This window comes from Novosphingobium album (ex Liu et al. 2023), from assembly GCF_029076845.1.
In the GTDB taxonomy this organism is placed as follows: domain Bacteria; phylum Pseudomonadota; class Alphaproteobacteria; order Sphingomonadales; family Sphingomonadaceae; genus Novosphingobium.
Window position 1 is genome coordinate 29,909 of the sequence record NZ_JARESE010000006.1, and the last position, 12,579, is coordinate 42,487.

The following is a 12,579-nucleotide window of genomic DNA, read 5'->3' on the forward strand; positions in this document are numbered from 1 at the left end:
CCCCGAAGCGCAACGTGCACGATTGCGGGCGCTGCGCGAACGGTTGCCGGCAAGAGCCTCAGGTATACCGTCGCGGTGAACATGCCAGGCGCGGCCCAGGCAAATGATGAGTGGCGGTTCCGCTCGATGAGAGGTTGACGATGGCGGATCGGGACAGAGACATGCGTATCCAGGTGACAAAGGGCGGGCCCTATCTTGTCTCGGGCGGCATTCCGCTCTCGCGGCAGACGATCGGAGCGGATGCCGACGGCGGGTCCGAGACCTGGATCGCAGGTGCTCCTCTGCCGCACCAGGAGAAGTACGCGCTTTGCCGCTGTGGAGAATCATCGAGCAAGCCCTATTGTGACGGCACGCATGCCAGGATCGACTTCGATGGGACGGAAACCGCTAGCCGCGAGTCTTATTCGCAGATGGCCGCGCTGTTCGATGGTCCGGAACTGGGGCTGACCGATGCCGAGCATCTTTGCGCCTTCGGACGATTCTGCGATCCAAACGGCCAGGTTTGGAGCCAGGTCGCGCAGACGGACGACCCCGATGTCCGGGCGACGTTCACACGGCAGGTCGGGAATTGTCCCGCCGGGCGGCTTGTCGCCTGGGACAAAACGACGGGAATGGCATTGGAACCCGATCTGCCGAAGTCGATTGGCCTCATCGAGGATCCGGTAGAGCAATGCAGCGGACCGCTCTGGGTTCGGGGCGGTATCGCGATCACCGCTGCCGACGGCTTCGAATACGAGGTCCGCAATCGCGTAACATTGTGCCGCTGCGGTGCGTCGCGCAACAAGCCGTTCTGCGATGGTTCTCATGCCCAGATCAAATTTCACGACTAGCGCACCGTCGCCGCGTGCCGATTTTGCTCCCGAGGCTAACAACGCGTCTGGTAAATAAGATCTCGCGCGACGATGATATGCGCGGGTTTTGCGTCCCGCGGGCGCAACCCAACCACCGGTGGGCACGATCCCGTGTCGACCAGGATGCGTCTCTGACTTCAAGAATATTGCCCAATCGCGCACGATGAGAGGAGATTTGATGGAAAGCTGGACCCCACGCGTTCTGAGCGTCGTTCGGATTGTCACGGCCCTCCTGTTTATGGAGCACGGCCTCATGAAGCTCATCCATTTTCCGGTTCCGCAGCCGGGCGTGCCCGATCCGCTACCGGCCTTGTTGATCGCCGCGGCAGTGATCGAGATTGGCGGCGGCATCCTGTTGACCCTCGGCCTCTTCACGCGGGTAGCGGCCTTCATCTGCTCCGGTCAGATGGCTGTGGCCTATTTTACGGCTCATCTTCCGACGAGCTTTTGGCCTGGAATCAACGGCGGTGGTGAAGCGATCCTCTACAGCTTCTTCTTCCTCTATCTCGTCTTTGCCGGTCCCGGGACCTGGAGCCTCGATGCCTTGCGGCAACGTACGCCTGGGTGACGAGGCGCTATTCGCCGATTTCACGCGTGCCGGGGCCGGTCGCTGGAGCCTGATGGGAACGTAGCGAAAAACTTCTGGAGGACCCCCATGCCCACGATGCCGGCTCTCTTCATCGGTCACGGAAGCCCGATGAACACGCTCGAAGATAACGGCTATACGCTGGCCTGGCGCCGGCTCGGCGCGGCAATGCCGCGGCCCCGCGCTATTCTGGCGATATCCGCACATTGGTTCATCGGTTCCACCGCTGTGACGGCGATGGCGAAGCCTCGTACCATCCATGACTTCTACGGCTTTCCGCAGCAGCTATTCGATTTCGAATACCCGGCCCCTGGGCTGCCGGAACTGGCTGAAGAGGTGGTGGACGTCGTGAAACCGCACTGGGCCGGACTGGATCGGGATCAATGGGGGCTCGACCATGGCACGTGGAGCGTACTCGCACACCTCTTCCCCGACGCGGACATTCCGGTCGTGCAACTGTCGATCAACGCGCTCAAGCCGATGGAATATCACATCGAGCTCGGCGCCAAGCTCGATGTTCTACGCCGGCGCGGCATCCTGATCCTCTCGAGCGGTAACGTCGTGCACAATCTGCGACGCATCGACTGGCAGAACCAGGATGGCGGCGAGCCCTGGGCGCACAGGTTCGACGACGCAGCCGCCGAACTGATGACCGGCAGGCCGGGAGACGTTGCTTCACTGGCCGGGCACCCCGATTTCGCCCTGGCCGTTCCGACTCCCGACCATTTCCTACCTTTGCTTTACACCGCCGGCATTGCGGCGGCAGGCGACGGCGCGAAAGCACTCGTGCGCGGCTATGCGATGGGGTCCCTATCCATGACCTGCTATGGCGTCGGCATGGATGCGATCGATTGCAGCGAAGGAAGTGACGCAGCTTCTTTGCCATCCGACGTCCCGCCCGACCAGGCCAATATCTGATCCTTTCAGGCTCGTGGCGGCGCCGTCACCAAGCCTATATCGTTCGGCAAAGAGAGGACCCAGGAGCGAAGAGGCAGGCAAGGCAAGGACAACGCCGCGCAGCTTCGCGTCATGATATTGACGATGCACCATCGTCGAACGACCATGCCGAGGCTGTCGCCGACCAGCAACAGGTCGCAGTGCGGATCGAGAACCTGCGCCATTGGCGCGGTGTACGCAGTAAGCGCGACGATCTTCTCGGCGCCCTTACGCGCTCGCAGGGATGGCGCAGGGATACGCTTCGAGACGATTTGCTTGGACATGGTTCCTCCACCCGCCAGCGAAATCGGCGACGGTCAGGGCATCTATAGCGCCTTCACTACGGTATTTGCTCGGGTCTGGCTGACCGGGCAAGACGAGGATCAGGTTGAGCGGTTCGTCGCTGCGGTCGGTCAACTCTCGCAGATTGTCGAATGCCATCTGATAGCAGGTGATCGTGATTTTCTACTCCGGATCGTAGCACCTGATCTGCAGGGCGTACGTCGATTTCAGGCGGAACACCTTGCACGCATTCCCGGTGGGCGTAGCATTAAAACGGATATCCCAATGCAGCGGGTAAAGCTCGCCCTTGAGGTGCCTCTCAGCGCTGATGTGCGGTAGCTGGAGTTAAATTTGTCCGCGCGGGCCTGGCAGACGGCCTGTGGTGAACAAATCCGGGCTTGCAACGCGCGAATCGATTGCGGCGGGTTCGTCGCCCTGAGCCCGGCTGGACGTTTAATAGCCGACGGTGAAACGCTGCCTGCTGTGGGAAGGCTTCTCGAGCTCATCGACCATCGCGATCGCGAAGTCTTCCATCGAAATATGACTCTTGCCGTTGGCATCGATCAACAGATCGTTCCTCCCGAGCCGAAAGTGACCAGTGCGCGCGCCGGACGCAAATTCCGCGGACGGCGACAGGAACGTCCAGTCGACATCGCGTTCGGATCGCAATCTTTGCAGGAAACGAGCGCCCGCTTGAGCCTCGGTTCTGAAGGCCTCGGGAAATCCATCGCTATCGAGCAACGCTGTTCCCGGCGCAACCTCGAGACTCCCGGCGCCGCCCACGACAAGAAGTCTTTTGACCTGCGCCATTGTCACCGCGGCTATCAGAGCGTCAGCGTCAGAGGTCACGAAGCGGGCGGCGCTGATGACTGCGTCATGCCCGACGAGAAGCGGAGCGAGCGCGTTCGCGTCTGCCGCGTTGGCTTGGACAATCGTTATCGTGTCAGGGGCGTTGACCGGGGGATGCATGACAATGCCGGTCACAACGTGACCACGAGACACAAGCTCGGTCGTCAAACGCGATCCGACACGTCCGGTGGCACCTATAAGAGCAACTTTCATGGTCAGTCTCCAATGAAAGAACTCAAGACGCGGAGTGCGACCGGCTGAGTTTTTCGGCGACAACTATGCGCCAAAGCCCAGACCGACTGAAGGGAAATCGCCCGTCACGGCTGGAGAAAGGCACAGTCTTACGCCACGCATTTGCCGTGAGACCGCATCATTTCGGCTCGGGCGCAGGCGGTGGCGCGCGGAGCGCCTTGATGGTCCGAGAACGCTGAACACCCCCAGTCGTTCCGAGAAGGGCGCTCCAGCTGCCCGAGGCCGTGAAGCAGCCTCGCTGCGCCTGATCCGCGGTCGGCGATCGGCTGCGAAAGGAGAGGAGGACGGGGATTGAGCGAGCAGGTCCGCTCTTGTCCAGGAGACCCCGATGTCCCTTCCCACCGTCATCCGCAGCAGGGTCGATCCCGCCGCGATCACCAAGGTCACGCGCCTCTTCAACAACACGCTCGGCGACATCCTCACCGAACTGATCCAGAATGCCCGACGGGCCGGCGCGACGGTCATCGATCTCGATGTCGCCGAGGCCGAGGGGCGACGCTGGCTTGCCATCGCGGACGACGGCGCCGGGATCGCCGATCCCGCTGTCATCCTGGCGCTTGGGCGCTCGGGCTGGGACGACGAGGTGGCGCGTCGCGAGGATCCTGCCGGCATGGGGGTGTTCAGCCTTGCCGGCCGCCATGTCGAGATCCGCTCCTGCGCGCGCGGCCAGGGCGAGGGGTGGGCTATCGCCATCGGACCGGACGATTGGGAATCGCGCGCACCGATTGCGGTCGTCCCATGCGCTCATCCCTTCGGCACCGAAATCCGCCTGCTCCTCGAGGACGAATGGGCGAAGACCCTCGAAGCAATCGCGAACGGTGCCGCGCGTTATTGCCCGACACCAATCCGCTTCAATGGGGCTGCGCTTCCCAGAGCGGACTGGCTCGCCGGCGCCGAGGTCATCGTCGAGACCGAGGGCGTCCGGATCGGCCTGTTCAACGACACCCGGTCCACCCGCTATCAGCCGCGCATCAATTTCCACGGCCTCACTGTTCCCTGTGTCTTGCCCTCGATCGACGAGAAGGATCGCCATTGGTGGGCCCGTGTCGATATCGTTGACGCGCCGACGCTGCAGCTCGTGCTCCCCGCGCGAAAGGAGATGGTCGAGAATGCCGCACTCGAGGCGCTCCGCGGCACTGTGCGCAAAGCCATCTACCGGCACATCGCCTCGCTCGGCAGTCATCGCCTGCCCTTCGAGCAATGGGCCGAGGCCCGCGAGCTTGGTATCGACCTGCCCGAAGCGGCGCCGGTCCTGCGAGGATGGACACCGGCTGCGGCTGACCGCAACAGCGGGCGCGAGGGGCACGGCCTTGTGCCCGCCGGACAGCTGGTGCTGGTCGGAGACTTTGGTCCGCCGCTCGAACAATGCGCCGCGTTTGCTCTCGCCCGCGACGGCCGCCTGGAGGGACGCCTGGCCGACCCCGACGATGCGATGGCGGGATATGGCTGGTATGACGCTCTTGCGCGGATCACCGCGCTCGGGTTCGAGATCGAGCGCGACGGCGTCACTTCCCTCTTCGACGGCAGCGAACTGCCGGGTCTGGAAAGCGGGCTGGTCGACCGGCTCGATCTCGTGGTCGAGATCAGTGGACCGCAGCCCCAAACCCTCATCGTCGCAGCACCCGTCGTCATCGAATATGACGAAGGCCATTTCTGGAGCTTCGAGGAAGCAAACATCCTGCTCGCTTCTCGCGATGCCGTCTCGCCGGAAGAACTGGTCTATCTGCTCGAGGCCGCCTGCTTCTGCGCGAGCGACGATCACGACGCCGACAGCTGGGAAACCCAGAATGACCGCTTCCTTCTCGATGCGAGGGAAATGGCCACGCGCCTGCTGCTCGGCGACGATGCCGCGCTCGTCGAACGTCTGCGCGCGATCATCGCTTATCGCGCCCAGTGGTTCGTACCCGAAGGCCGCCAGTTCTCGGCCGTGATCGGACGTGACGCGATCGCTATCCAGCTCGAACCCGCCAAGCCGGAAACGGCATCCTGACCGCATTGTCGGAGGACCAATCGATGCGATCCATCAAATCAGCGGCGCCGGCTGACCGCGCCGCCGTGGCGGCGGCGATTGACCATCTGCGTGCCGCGCGTAACCTTCTTGCCCAGAGCGGCGCCCCGCGCGCCGCCAGGGCCGTTCGCCAGGCGCTGCGTAGCGCCGAAGGCGCGGCCCGCCATGTCGACCATCGTATCCGCAGGAGCCAGGCATGAGCCGCTACGAACTGAAGACCAAACCGGGGAACGGCGTCATCAAGGCGGTGATCGGCTGGGATCGCCCGCTTCAGACCTTCTTCGCGCAGGTGTTCACCCCCACCGACGAGGATCCCGAGGAAGGCGAGGCAACCATCTGGCTGGGCACCGAGCCGGGCGAGCTGCCGAACCCCGAGGCCGCGATCCGGGTCGTCGAAGCCTATGCAGAGGTGCCCGAGACGCTCGCGGCAACACTCGCTGCCGACCGGCTTGTGACAATCGGCGTGCAGGACGGTGCCCATCAGGTGCGGGCCAAACTGGGTCTCTTCGCCCCGCGGTCCTAGACCGTCCCGAGGCCGCGGCAGCGGGCCTCGGATGGGGCGCTTGACGCGCCTGCTCGGCCGAACGGCCGAGGAGGGGAGTGGGAGAGAGGAAGATGGTTCGGACGAAGGGTTCGAGACCGTCATCCAGGAGAAGTCCCATGAATATCGGTTCGATCAAGCAGAATGACGCCGGCATTTTCGTCGGCAGGCTTGCGACGCTGACGATTGCCATGACGATCGCGCTGCGCGAGGTGCACTCGGCCAATCCGAAGGCGCCGAAGTACGAGGTGCTGGCATTGTCGGCATCGCGGGCGTGGGTGCAGGTCGGCGCGCTCTTCGAGCTGGCTTCGAACAGCACCGGCGAGGCGTTCCTCAACGGCAAGATCGAAGATCCGAGCCTGGCCGCGCCGCTCTATGTGTCGGCGTTCCGCCAGGAGGACGGCAGCTACAATGTCGTCTGGTCGCGTCCGACGCGGCGCCGCGATCTCGCCTCGGAAATGGCGCCCAAGGCCGACGAGGGCCTGCCGCCGCTGCCCGGCGCCGACGAGCCCGCGCCGTCCGGCCAGGGCGCCGAGGCCGGTCTCGGTCAGTCCTCGGCCGACCACGCTTTCGCTGGCTGAACTATCGCCGCCCAAGCCTTGAGAGGCCCTCGCTCTTCGCGGAGCGGGGGCTTTTCGCGTTTTCCCCGGCCAGACGGTCGGAGAGGGAAGGGGGCATGGGCTGGTTGCTCACCGAATGGGAGAAGGCCATGACCGACATCATCGATCTGGGCGGCGCGCCGGCTGACGAGGACTGCGCGCAGCTCGGGCACACTCCCGACTTCGAGCGGCTCAATCGCCTCGAGGTCGCCACCTACCGCGCCGCGATCATCGCCCGCTTCGGCCCGCCGCCCGAAGGCTGCGCGCTTGCCACGCTGACCAACCGACACGACTTCGGCGTTTATTACACGCTCGGTCTCAAGGTCGATGCGGGCGCCGCGCGCCGCGATCCCGCCGTCGCCACCTACGCCGAGGCGGTCGAGAGCGGGCTTGGCAGCTGGATCGAGGCCGGCTTCGCTGCGCCCGTGCGCTATGACGACGGCGAGGCGCCCAAGGCCGAGCGCAGCTCCATCGACGATATCGTCATGGGCGCGCTCATAGCCATCCGGCCGGACCCCGACGGACGGTTCGCGCTCGCCGATTTCGAGATCCTCCACCGCAATCTGGCCGCCGCCTATCCCCGCAGCGCCGAGGCCGCCCAGCGCCTCCTTAAGGAGATCTGACCATGACCTCACACGATCTGCCAACCGATCCCGCCACCATCAGCCTGGTCGAGGCCGATCTGCACGATGCCCTGACCGCCGTCCAAAGTGTCGAGGCCCGTTGCAAGGACGCCTTCCTTCCGCATTTGCGCGCCCACGGCATCACCCGCGTCGAAATCCATTATGATGGCGGCGGTGACGAAGGGACCGTCGGCGAGGTCAGCGCCTACACCCAGGATGGCGATGCCGAGCTCCCGCACATCCTCTGCGATCATCACAGCCTCGAATATAGCGGCGAGGTCAAGATCCGCACGATCGACCTGGAAGACGCGCTCAGCGCCTTCGCGGAAAACGCTGTCTGTGCCCGTCACGCGGGCTGGGAAGACGGCGAGGGCGCTTGCGGAACAATCGCGATCGACGTCGGCAGCGGCGCGGTGACGCTGACCCACAACAGCCGGTTCATCGACTATGAGACCAGCGAAGCGGAGCTCTAGGCGATGTCGCACTGCTATTATCACGCGCTGAGCTCGGTGAAGCGCTGGGGCGGCCACACGGACGATTATCTGCCCCTCCACCAGTGGTTCGACGAGTCCAAGAAAATCGTGGCGGACCCGCGTCACCGCGCTTTGCGCCATCATGCCGAGGGCATATTCATGCTCGAGACGGTCTTCGGCGTAACGATCCGAAACGCCGACGGGTGCGATATCCCTGTCCGGCTGATTGGCGAACAGCACGTCCAGGAGGATCTTGGCCGTATTCCGTCCTTCGCCGACTGGGCGCGTCTCATCCAACCGATGCCGTGGATCCTGCGCGGCAACCCGGCCGGATCGCCCGGACTCGAGCTATCGCGACATACCTCGTCAGCTGTGAATCAGCCTTGACGAAAGTCCGTAAACTCCGTACTTTACGGGCAGGAGATTTTATGAGTCAGACTGCTACATCAGTAGAGGTATCGAAGGCTTTCGGCCGCTTTGGCCGACAAGCGCTGCGGGAGCCTCTGACGATCACCAACCATGGTGAGCCAAGTCTCGTGCTGCTCTCCCACGAAGAGTTTCAACGGCTGAAGCGGCGTGATCGACAGGTGCTTACACTCGCCGATTTTACCGCGGAAGATCGAGCCGCTGTTGCTGCGTCGCGTTCTCCAAAGGAGGCGGACGCCTTCAACGATGAACTGCGCGAATCTTGAGCAGCCTGCCATCGCCGGTCCCCGGCCTGGTCTTGCGATACTCCTTCCTTTGGAGCCATGAAGCCGCGCGCGGTGCCGAGGAAGGCAGCAAGGACAGGCCCTGTGCGGTCCTGCTCACCATCGCGAACCGAGACGGCCAGGATGTCGTTACCGTTCTTCCGATCACCCACATAATGCCCGAGAATCCCGACCTCGCAGTCGAGATTCCGGTAAAGACCAAGGCCCGTCTGGGCCTTGATGGCGAGCGCTCCTGGATCATCCTCGGTGAGGCAAACCGTTTCGTCTGGCCCGGTCCGGACCTGAGACCCGTGCCGGGCGACGCACAACGCCGCGTCGATTACGGCCACTTGCCGTCCGTCCTCTATGATCTCGTCCGCGAGAAATGGCTCCAGGCATATGATCAGCGTCAGATCAGCCAGACCATCCGAACGGAATAGCCCGCATGACTGAAGATCACGACAAGCAACGGCGATCCGGTGGCGGGCTAGCCAAGCATCGCGCGGCGGTCTGCACCTCGCACTGCCGGCACGTCTGACGATGACGCCCGCGCCTTTCAGCCGGGATGCCGCGCAAAGGGCCCTTGACCGGCTGATCGACCTCGCCCGCTCCGACACGGGCCAGGCGCGCCGAGCCGCCAACTTCCTGCTTGCCTGGTGGAACGGAGAGGACTGCGGTCACTTTCCGATCGCCGATCTGTTCGGCGTCGATCCGACGATTGCGACACACATCACCACGATCATTGGATTTCTTGGCCAGCACGAAGGTGCCATCTATCCCGATGGCTTCGGCCGCGGGCCCGAAATGGCCGAGCTGGTCGGCCGTTGGCGCAACTTCGACAGCGATTAGCGGCGGCCAGGCCAGGCTCCGGCGCAAGCACTGCGCCCGATGCCATGAAAGGGAAGGGGGAGACGGTGGGTGTCTCGGGCAAATCCCGAGGCCGCTTGCCGCCCGCGCCCTGTGCGCCCAGCACCCACGAGGTTCCCTACATGGCCAATCATTTCACCAAGGCGAGCTTCATGCTCGCCGTCACTCCCGCCGAAGCAGAGGTGCTTCGCCTGATCGCCGAGGCCGTAGACATCCTCGGCGAGGCGGGCATTGAACCGGCAGGGCGTGCTGCCCGCTTCGCGGCACTGGGTCCAGCCTTCGCCGCCACCTTTCCGCCGTCCGCGGACAACCCGTTCGATGGCTTCCTCGGGCTCTTTCCCGATCCGGACTATCCGCGTCTCGGTTTCACCTTGCAGGTCGATGCTCCCGGCGCGGGCGATACAATCCGCGTCTGGATTCACGGCGACCAGGTCGACATTGAAACGGCTGCCGCGCTCATCCAGGCGACGGCGAAATCGGCCCTGCCGTTCGGCTTCGAATATGCGCTCGATTGCGATCGCATGCGCCCGGGCGAATTCGGCGGCGGCTTCGTCGTGATACGCGAGGACGACATCGAATATGGCGGCTCGGCCCGAGGCCTCGAAGCGGCGCTCGCACGGCGCCCCGACGAGGCCGAGAACGGCTTGGTGATCGCCATGCGGGATCCCGAGGAGGGACTGCTGTTCTGGAACAGCGCCGACGGCTTCGGCGCGCTGGAAACCGCAACGGTCTATTCCGAGACCGAGGCCTCGAACCTCGACCTTCCCATCGCCGACGACCAGCCGGAATGGCTCGCCCTGCCGGCACCTCTCGCCTGAAGGAGACCGACCATGCGCTACATCGTCGCGCTCTATGAGATCGACCGCGCCTACGGAGGCGACGAGGAGGGAGGCTGGTTCTTCGACACCGGCGAGCTGGTGCGCCTTCTTGCCCTGGCTCCCACCGAGGGCCGCGCCGTCTCGCTCGCAGCCCGTGCGAACCGGCTGCTCAGTCGGCTGCAGCGGCATCGCCGCCCTGTCGATTCCATTCTCTACGACGGCGGCCGCCATACGGCGATCGTCTACGAGTGGACCGCTCCGCCAAGCTTTCCCGAGCAGCGCCCACACTATGCCTGAGGCCGAGGCCGGTTTCAGCCGCGCCTGAAACTCCCACCATCACCGGCCCGAGGCCGATTTCGAAGGAGACCCCTTCCATGTCGACCCATCACCTCGTCTTTACTGCGGCTGTGCCCGACTGGATCCTGAAGCGCGCCGAGGCCGAAGACGCGCGGCGCGCCCGCAGCTGGCTGTTATCGCAGAGCTGGTACGAGCGCCGCCGCATCGCCTGGAAATCGTCCCGCACCGTTTCGCCGGACAGAACCCACTCCCAGGTCCGCCACAACATCGTTCTCGACCTCGATTGTCCGGCCAGTGCGAAGCCAGCATCCGGCTCGCTTGCCCTCACCGTCCATGTCAGCGTTCGCCGCGGCGAGGACCCGATCGAGAAGGCGCGCCGTGTGCTCGACCTGCCGCGCAGCGGCCGGCCCGGCCGCCGGATCCGCAAGGCCAACGGCATGATGGACCGCGGATCGTTCAGCACCGTTCGCGGCAAGTCCGTGATCGGGACAATGCCGCCCCAATGGCCCGTCGACCGGATGCTGACCGGCTATTCGAGCCACCTGGGCAGCTACGGGCAGGGCGGCGTCGGCCTTTCCGGATGGCAATGCAATCGCGGATCCTGGATCGTCCTTCCACTGACCGGCTCGGACGGATGGATCTGGCTGACCCGCGAGGACATCGCGCCCGCAGACGATTTCCGGTCGCTCAAGGTCGTCGTCGACCAGCGCATTCTCGGCGTCCATCCCGACCAGCTTTCGGATTTTCCGCCTTGGGAACATCGCTATGCCGGGCATCACCAGATCCTCGACATGCCCGACTTCGGCGAGCCGACCATAGCGCGCTTCGAAGCAACCGAATCCGGATTTGTGTTGGAAGCCGCAAGCGGCCTCACCTGCTGGCGCTTTGCCATGGGCGACGACCTGCCGAGGCCGATCTGGGCGGGCTCGGGCGAGCCGCGCGTCCTCTGCCCTGGAGAATCCGTCGCGAACGCCTTCCTGCTGGCGCACGACTGCTATCTCGAGGTCTAGCGCGCCCAAGCCGGCGCCACGTCTCCTGGTCCGGCCGGTTGAATTTCCTGCGCCGCATGTATATGTTCATGTATATGCAAGGAGGCTATGGTGGCACGATCCGAATCCACACCTGCCCGGGAAGCCAAGCTTTTTCGTAATAACAAGAGCCAGGCTGTGCGTATTCCCGCCGATTTCGAGCTGCCCGGGACAAGCGTCCTGATCCACCGCGAGGGCGACCGACTGGTCATCGAGCCTATCCGCCGCAAGAGCCTGCTCGAAGTCCTCGCGGGCCTCGAACCGCTCGGGCCCGAAGACCAGTTCCCCGACATCGACGACACGCTGCTGCCGGCGAAGGCGATAAATCTGTGAGCCGCCTCTATATGCTGGACACCAACATCGTGTCCGAACTTGCCCGCAATCCGCAGGGCGGCGTCGCAAAGCGGATCGCCGAGGTCGGACCCGATGCGATCTGCGTCAGCATCATCACCGCAGCCGAGCTGCGCTATGGCTGCGCGAAGAAGGGGTCACCTCGGCTGCTTGCGCAGATTGAAGCCATTCTGGACAGCGTGCAGATACTCGCGCTCGATATTCCCGCCGATACCGAATATGGCGGTATTCGCGCCGAACTCGAAGCTGCGGGCCAGCCGATCGGCCCCAACGATCTTTTCATCGCCGCCCATGCCTATGCCCTCGAAGCGGTGCTGGTAACCGCCAATGTCGGCGAATTCTCTCGCGTTCGTGCGCTTAGCATCGAAAACTGGCTGGACGAGGTCCGTTGATGCGCCGCGAGGCGGCGTCCTTCGCCTGAGGCGCAGCCTCGGCGCTACGGCTCTTCGATCTCCGTTGGCAGCCCCGAGGCCGCGGCAGCGGGCCTCGGATGGGGCGCTTGACGCGCCTGCTCGGCCGAACGGCCGAG

20 protein-coding genes and 1 pseudogene are annotated in these 12,579 nt (G+C 64.3%); 18 read left to right on the forward strand and 3 right to left on the reverse strand.

From position 1 onward, the window contains the following. The first annotated feature begins 161 nt into the window (after positions 1-161). The 3 genes from PYV00_RS02470 to ygiD all read left to right on the forward strand — a co-directional run bounded on the left by PYV00_RS02470 (position 162) and on the right by ygiD (position 2,355). The gene (locus tag PYV00_RS02470) at positions 162-830 is read left to right on the forward strand and encodes a CDGSH iron-sulfur domain-containing protein (protein ID WP_275226661.1); all 669 of its coding nucleotides are present in this window, start codon (positions 162-164) and stop codon (positions 828-830) included. A 199-nt stretch (positions 831-1,029) separates the two neighbouring features. After that, positions 1,030-1,419 (forward strand): DoxX family protein, encoded by a 390-nt coding sequence (locus PYV00_RS02475; RefSeq protein ID WP_275226662.1) that lies wholly within the window; start codon positions 1,030-1,032, stop codon positions 1,417-1,419. Between the two features lie 96 nt (positions 1,420-1,515). After that, the gene (gene ygiD / locus PYV00_RS02480; RefSeq protein ID WP_275226681.1) at positions 1,516-2,355 is read left to right on the forward strand and encodes a 4,5-DOPA dioxygenase extradiol; all 840 of its coding nucleotides are present in this window, start codon (positions 1,516-1,518) and stop codon (positions 2,353-2,355) included. Positions 2,356-2,492: 137 nt separating this feature from the next. On the opposite strand, the pseudogene PYV00_RS02485 reads toward ygiD, so the two are convergent. Further along, positions 2,493-2,657, reverse strand: a pseudogene (locus PYV00_RS02485) (3-methyl-2-oxobutanoate hydroxymethyltransferase); the annotation flags it as partial. Here PYV00_RS02485 and PYV00_RS02490 point away from each other — a divergent pair. Continuing rightward, positions 2,656-2,994 carry an Lrp/AsnC ligand binding domain-containing protein gene (locus PYV00_RS02490; RefSeq protein ID WP_275226663.1) on the forward strand — a complete coding sequence of 113 codons (339 nt, stop codon included), beginning with the start codon at positions 2,656-2,658 and terminating at the stop codon, positions 2,992-2,994. The pseudogene PYV00_RS02485 and the gene PYV00_RS02490 overlap by 2 nt on opposite strands. 114 nt (positions 2,995-3,108) lie before the next feature. Here the strand turns inward: PYV00_RS02490 and PYV00_RS02495 are convergent, their stop codons facing one another. Then, positions 3,109-3,717: an NAD(P)-dependent oxidoreductase gene (locus PYV00_RS02495; RefSeq protein ID WP_275226664.1), complete on the reverse strand. Its 609-nt coding sequence runs from the start codon at positions 3,715-3,717 to the stop codon at positions 3,109-3,111. A gap of 367 nt (positions 3,718-4,084) precedes the next feature. On the opposite strand from PYV00_RS02495, the gene PYV00_RS02500 reads away from it, so the two are divergent. After that, positions 4,085-5,746: an ATP-binding protein gene (locus PYV00_RS02500; RefSeq protein ID WP_275226665.1), complete on the forward strand. Its 1,662-nt coding sequence runs from the start codon at positions 4,085-4,087 to the stop codon at positions 5,744-5,746. Positions 5,747-5,784: 38 nt separating this feature from the next. Here PYV00_RS02500 and PYV00_RS02505 read toward each other — a convergent pair whose 3' ends face one another. Further along, positions 5,785-5,940 carry a hypothetical protein gene (locus PYV00_RS02505; protein WP_275226666.1) on the reverse strand — a complete coding sequence of 52 codons (156 nt, stop codon included), beginning with the start codon at positions 5,938-5,940 and terminating at the stop codon, positions 5,785-5,787. Positions 5,941-5,960: 20 nt separating this feature from the next. On the opposite strand from PYV00_RS02505, the gene PYV00_RS02510 reads away from it, so the two are divergent. From PYV00_RS02510 to PYV00_RS02570, 13 genes are all read left to right on the forward strand, one after another. Then, positions 5,961-6,287 (forward strand): hypothetical protein, encoded by a 327-nt coding sequence (locus PYV00_RS02510; protein ID WP_275226667.1) that lies wholly within the window; start codon positions 5,961-5,963, stop codon positions 6,285-6,287. A gap of 137 nt (positions 6,288-6,424) precedes the next feature. Further along, positions 6,425-6,886, forward strand: coding sequence for a DUF736 domain-containing protein (locus PYV00_RS02515; RefSeq protein ID WP_275226668.1), 462 nt, complete (start codon positions 6,425-6,427; stop codon positions 6,884-6,886). 128 nt (positions 6,887-7,014) lie between these two features. Next, positions 7,015-7,527: a hypothetical protein gene (locus PYV00_RS02520; protein ID WP_275226669.1), complete on the forward strand. Its 513-nt coding sequence runs from the start codon at positions 7,015-7,017 to the stop codon at positions 7,525-7,527. 2 nt (positions 7,528-7,529) lie between these two features. Further along, positions 7,530-8,000, forward strand: a complete 471-nt coding sequence (locus PYV00_RS02525) for a DUF6878 family protein (protein WP_275226670.1) — start codon at positions 7,530-7,532, stop codon at positions 7,998-8,000. A 3-nt stretch (positions 8,001-8,003) separates the two neighbouring features. Continuing rightward, positions 8,004-8,387, forward strand: coding sequence for a DUF6915 family protein (locus PYV00_RS02530; RefSeq protein WP_275226671.1), 384 nt, complete (start codon positions 8,004-8,006; stop codon positions 8,385-8,387). Positions 8,388-8,428: 41 nt separating this feature from the next. After that, complete coding sequence (locus tag PYV00_RS02535; RefSeq protein ID WP_275226672.1) at positions 8,429-8,692, forward strand: type II toxin-antitoxin system prevent-host-death family antitoxin; 264 nt, start codon at positions 8,429-8,431, stop codon at positions 8,690-8,692. Beyond that, positions 8,689-9,129, forward strand: coding sequence for a hypothetical protein (locus tag PYV00_RS02540; protein ID WP_275226673.1), 441 nt, complete (start codon positions 8,689-8,691; stop codon positions 9,127-9,129). Before PYV00_RS02535 ends, PYV00_RS02540 begins: the two co-directional genes overlap by 4 nt. Positions 9,130-9,229: 100 nt before the next feature. Beyond that, positions 9,230-9,538 (forward strand): DUF7673 family protein, encoded by a 309-nt coding sequence (locus PYV00_RS02545; RefSeq protein WP_275226674.1) that lies wholly within the window; start codon positions 9,230-9,232, stop codon positions 9,536-9,538. A gap of 140 nt (positions 9,539-9,678) precedes the next feature. Further along, the gene (locus PYV00_RS02550; RefSeq protein WP_275226675.1) at positions 9,679-10,374 is read left to right on the forward strand and encodes a hypothetical protein; all 696 of its coding nucleotides are present in this window, start codon (positions 9,679-9,681) and stop codon (positions 10,372-10,374) included. Between the two features lie 12 nt (positions 10,375-10,386). Beyond that, positions 10,387-10,671 carry a hypothetical protein gene (locus tag PYV00_RS02555; protein WP_275226676.1) on the forward strand — a complete coding sequence of 95 codons (285 nt, stop codon included), beginning with the start codon at positions 10,387-10,389 and terminating at the stop codon, positions 10,669-10,671. Between the two features lie 77 nt (positions 10,672-10,748). After that, positions 10,749-11,681: a hypothetical protein gene (locus PYV00_RS02560; RefSeq protein ID WP_275226677.1), complete on the forward strand. Its 933-nt coding sequence runs from the start codon at positions 10,749-10,751 to the stop codon at positions 11,679-11,681. An 87-nt stretch (positions 11,682-11,768) separates the two neighbouring features. Then, positions 11,769-12,032 carry an antitoxin gene (locus tag PYV00_RS02565; RefSeq protein ID WP_342803790.1) on the forward strand — a complete coding sequence of 88 codons (264 nt, stop codon included), beginning with the start codon at positions 11,769-11,771 and terminating at the stop codon, positions 12,030-12,032. Continuing rightward, positions 12,029-12,442 carry a type II toxin-antitoxin system VapC family toxin gene (locus tag PYV00_RS02570; RefSeq protein WP_275226679.1) on the forward strand — a complete coding sequence of 138 codons (414 nt, stop codon included), beginning with the start codon at positions 12,029-12,031 and terminating at the stop codon, positions 12,440-12,442. The genes PYV00_RS02565 and PYV00_RS02570 overlap by 4 nt, the downstream gene beginning before the upstream one ends. Positions 12,443-12,579 lie beyond the last annotated feature (137 nt).

Excerpts from the sequence above, each read along its gene's own strand:
- PYV00_RS02470 (WP_275226661.1), top strand. The coding sequence starts at position 162 with ATGCGTATCCAGGTGACAAAGGGCGGGCCCTATCTTGTCTCGGGCGGC.
- PYV00_RS02475 (WP_275226662.1), top strand. The coding sequence starts at position 1,030 with ATGGAAAGCTGGACCCCACGCGTTCTGAGCGTCGTTCGGATTGTCACG.
- ygiD (WP_275226681.1), top strand. The coding sequence starts at position 1,516 with ATGCCGGCTCTCTTCATCGGTCACGGAAGCCCGATGAACACGCTCGAA.
- PYV00_RS02490 (WP_275226663.1), top strand. The coding sequence starts at position 2,656 with ATGGTTCCTCCACCCGCCAGCGAAATCGGCGACGGTCAGGGCATCTAT.
- PYV00_RS02495 (WP_275226664.1), bottom strand. The coding sequence starts at position 3,717 with ATGAAAGTTGCTCTTATAGGTGCCACCGGACGTGTCGGATCGCGTTTG.
- PYV00_RS02500 (WP_275226665.1), top strand. The coding sequence starts at position 4,085 with ATGTCCCTTCCCACCGTCATCCGCAGCAGGGTCGATCCCGCCGCGATC.
- PYV00_RS02505 (WP_275226666.1), bottom strand. The coding sequence starts at position 5,940 with ATGGTCGACATGGCGGGCCGCGCCTTCGGCGCTACGCAGCGCCTGGCG.
- PYV00_RS02510 (WP_275226667.1), top strand. The coding sequence starts at position 5,961 with ATGAGCCGCTACGAACTGAAGACCAAACCGGGGAACGGCGTCATCAAG.
- PYV00_RS02515 (WP_275226668.1), top strand. The coding sequence starts at position 6,425 with ATGAATATCGGTTCGATCAAGCAGAATGACGCCGGCATTTTCGTCGGC.
- PYV00_RS02520 (WP_275226669.1), top strand. The coding sequence starts at position 7,015 with ATGACCGACATCATCGATCTGGGCGGCGCGCCGGCTGACGAGGACTGC.
- PYV00_RS02525 (WP_275226670.1), top strand. The coding sequence starts at position 7,530 with ATGACCTCACACGATCTGCCAACCGATCCCGCCACCATCAGCCTGGTC.
- PYV00_RS02530 (WP_275226671.1), top strand. The coding sequence starts at position 8,004 with ATGTCGCACTGCTATTATCACGCGCTGAGCTCGGTGAAGCGCTGGGGC.
- PYV00_RS02535 (WP_275226672.1), top strand. The coding sequence starts at position 8,429 with ATGAGTCAGACTGCTACATCAGTAGAGGTATCGAAGGCTTTCGGCCGC.
- PYV00_RS02545 (WP_275226674.1), top strand. The coding sequence starts at position 9,230 with ATGACGCCCGCGCCTTTCAGCCGGGATGCCGCGCAAAGGGCCCTTGAC.
- PYV00_RS02550 (WP_275226675.1), top strand. The coding sequence starts at position 9,679 with ATGGCCAATCATTTCACCAAGGCGAGCTTCATGCTCGCCGTCACTCCC.
- PYV00_RS02555 (WP_275226676.1), top strand. The coding sequence starts at position 10,387 with ATGCGCTACATCGTCGCGCTCTATGAGATCGACCGCGCCTACGGAGGC.
- PYV00_RS02560 (WP_275226677.1), top strand. The coding sequence starts at position 10,749 with ATGTCGACCCATCACCTCGTCTTTACTGCGGCTGTGCCCGACTGGATC.
- PYV00_RS02565 (WP_342803790.1), top strand. The coding sequence starts at position 11,769 with ATGGTGGCACGATCCGAATCCACACCTGCCCGGGAAGCCAAGCTTTTT.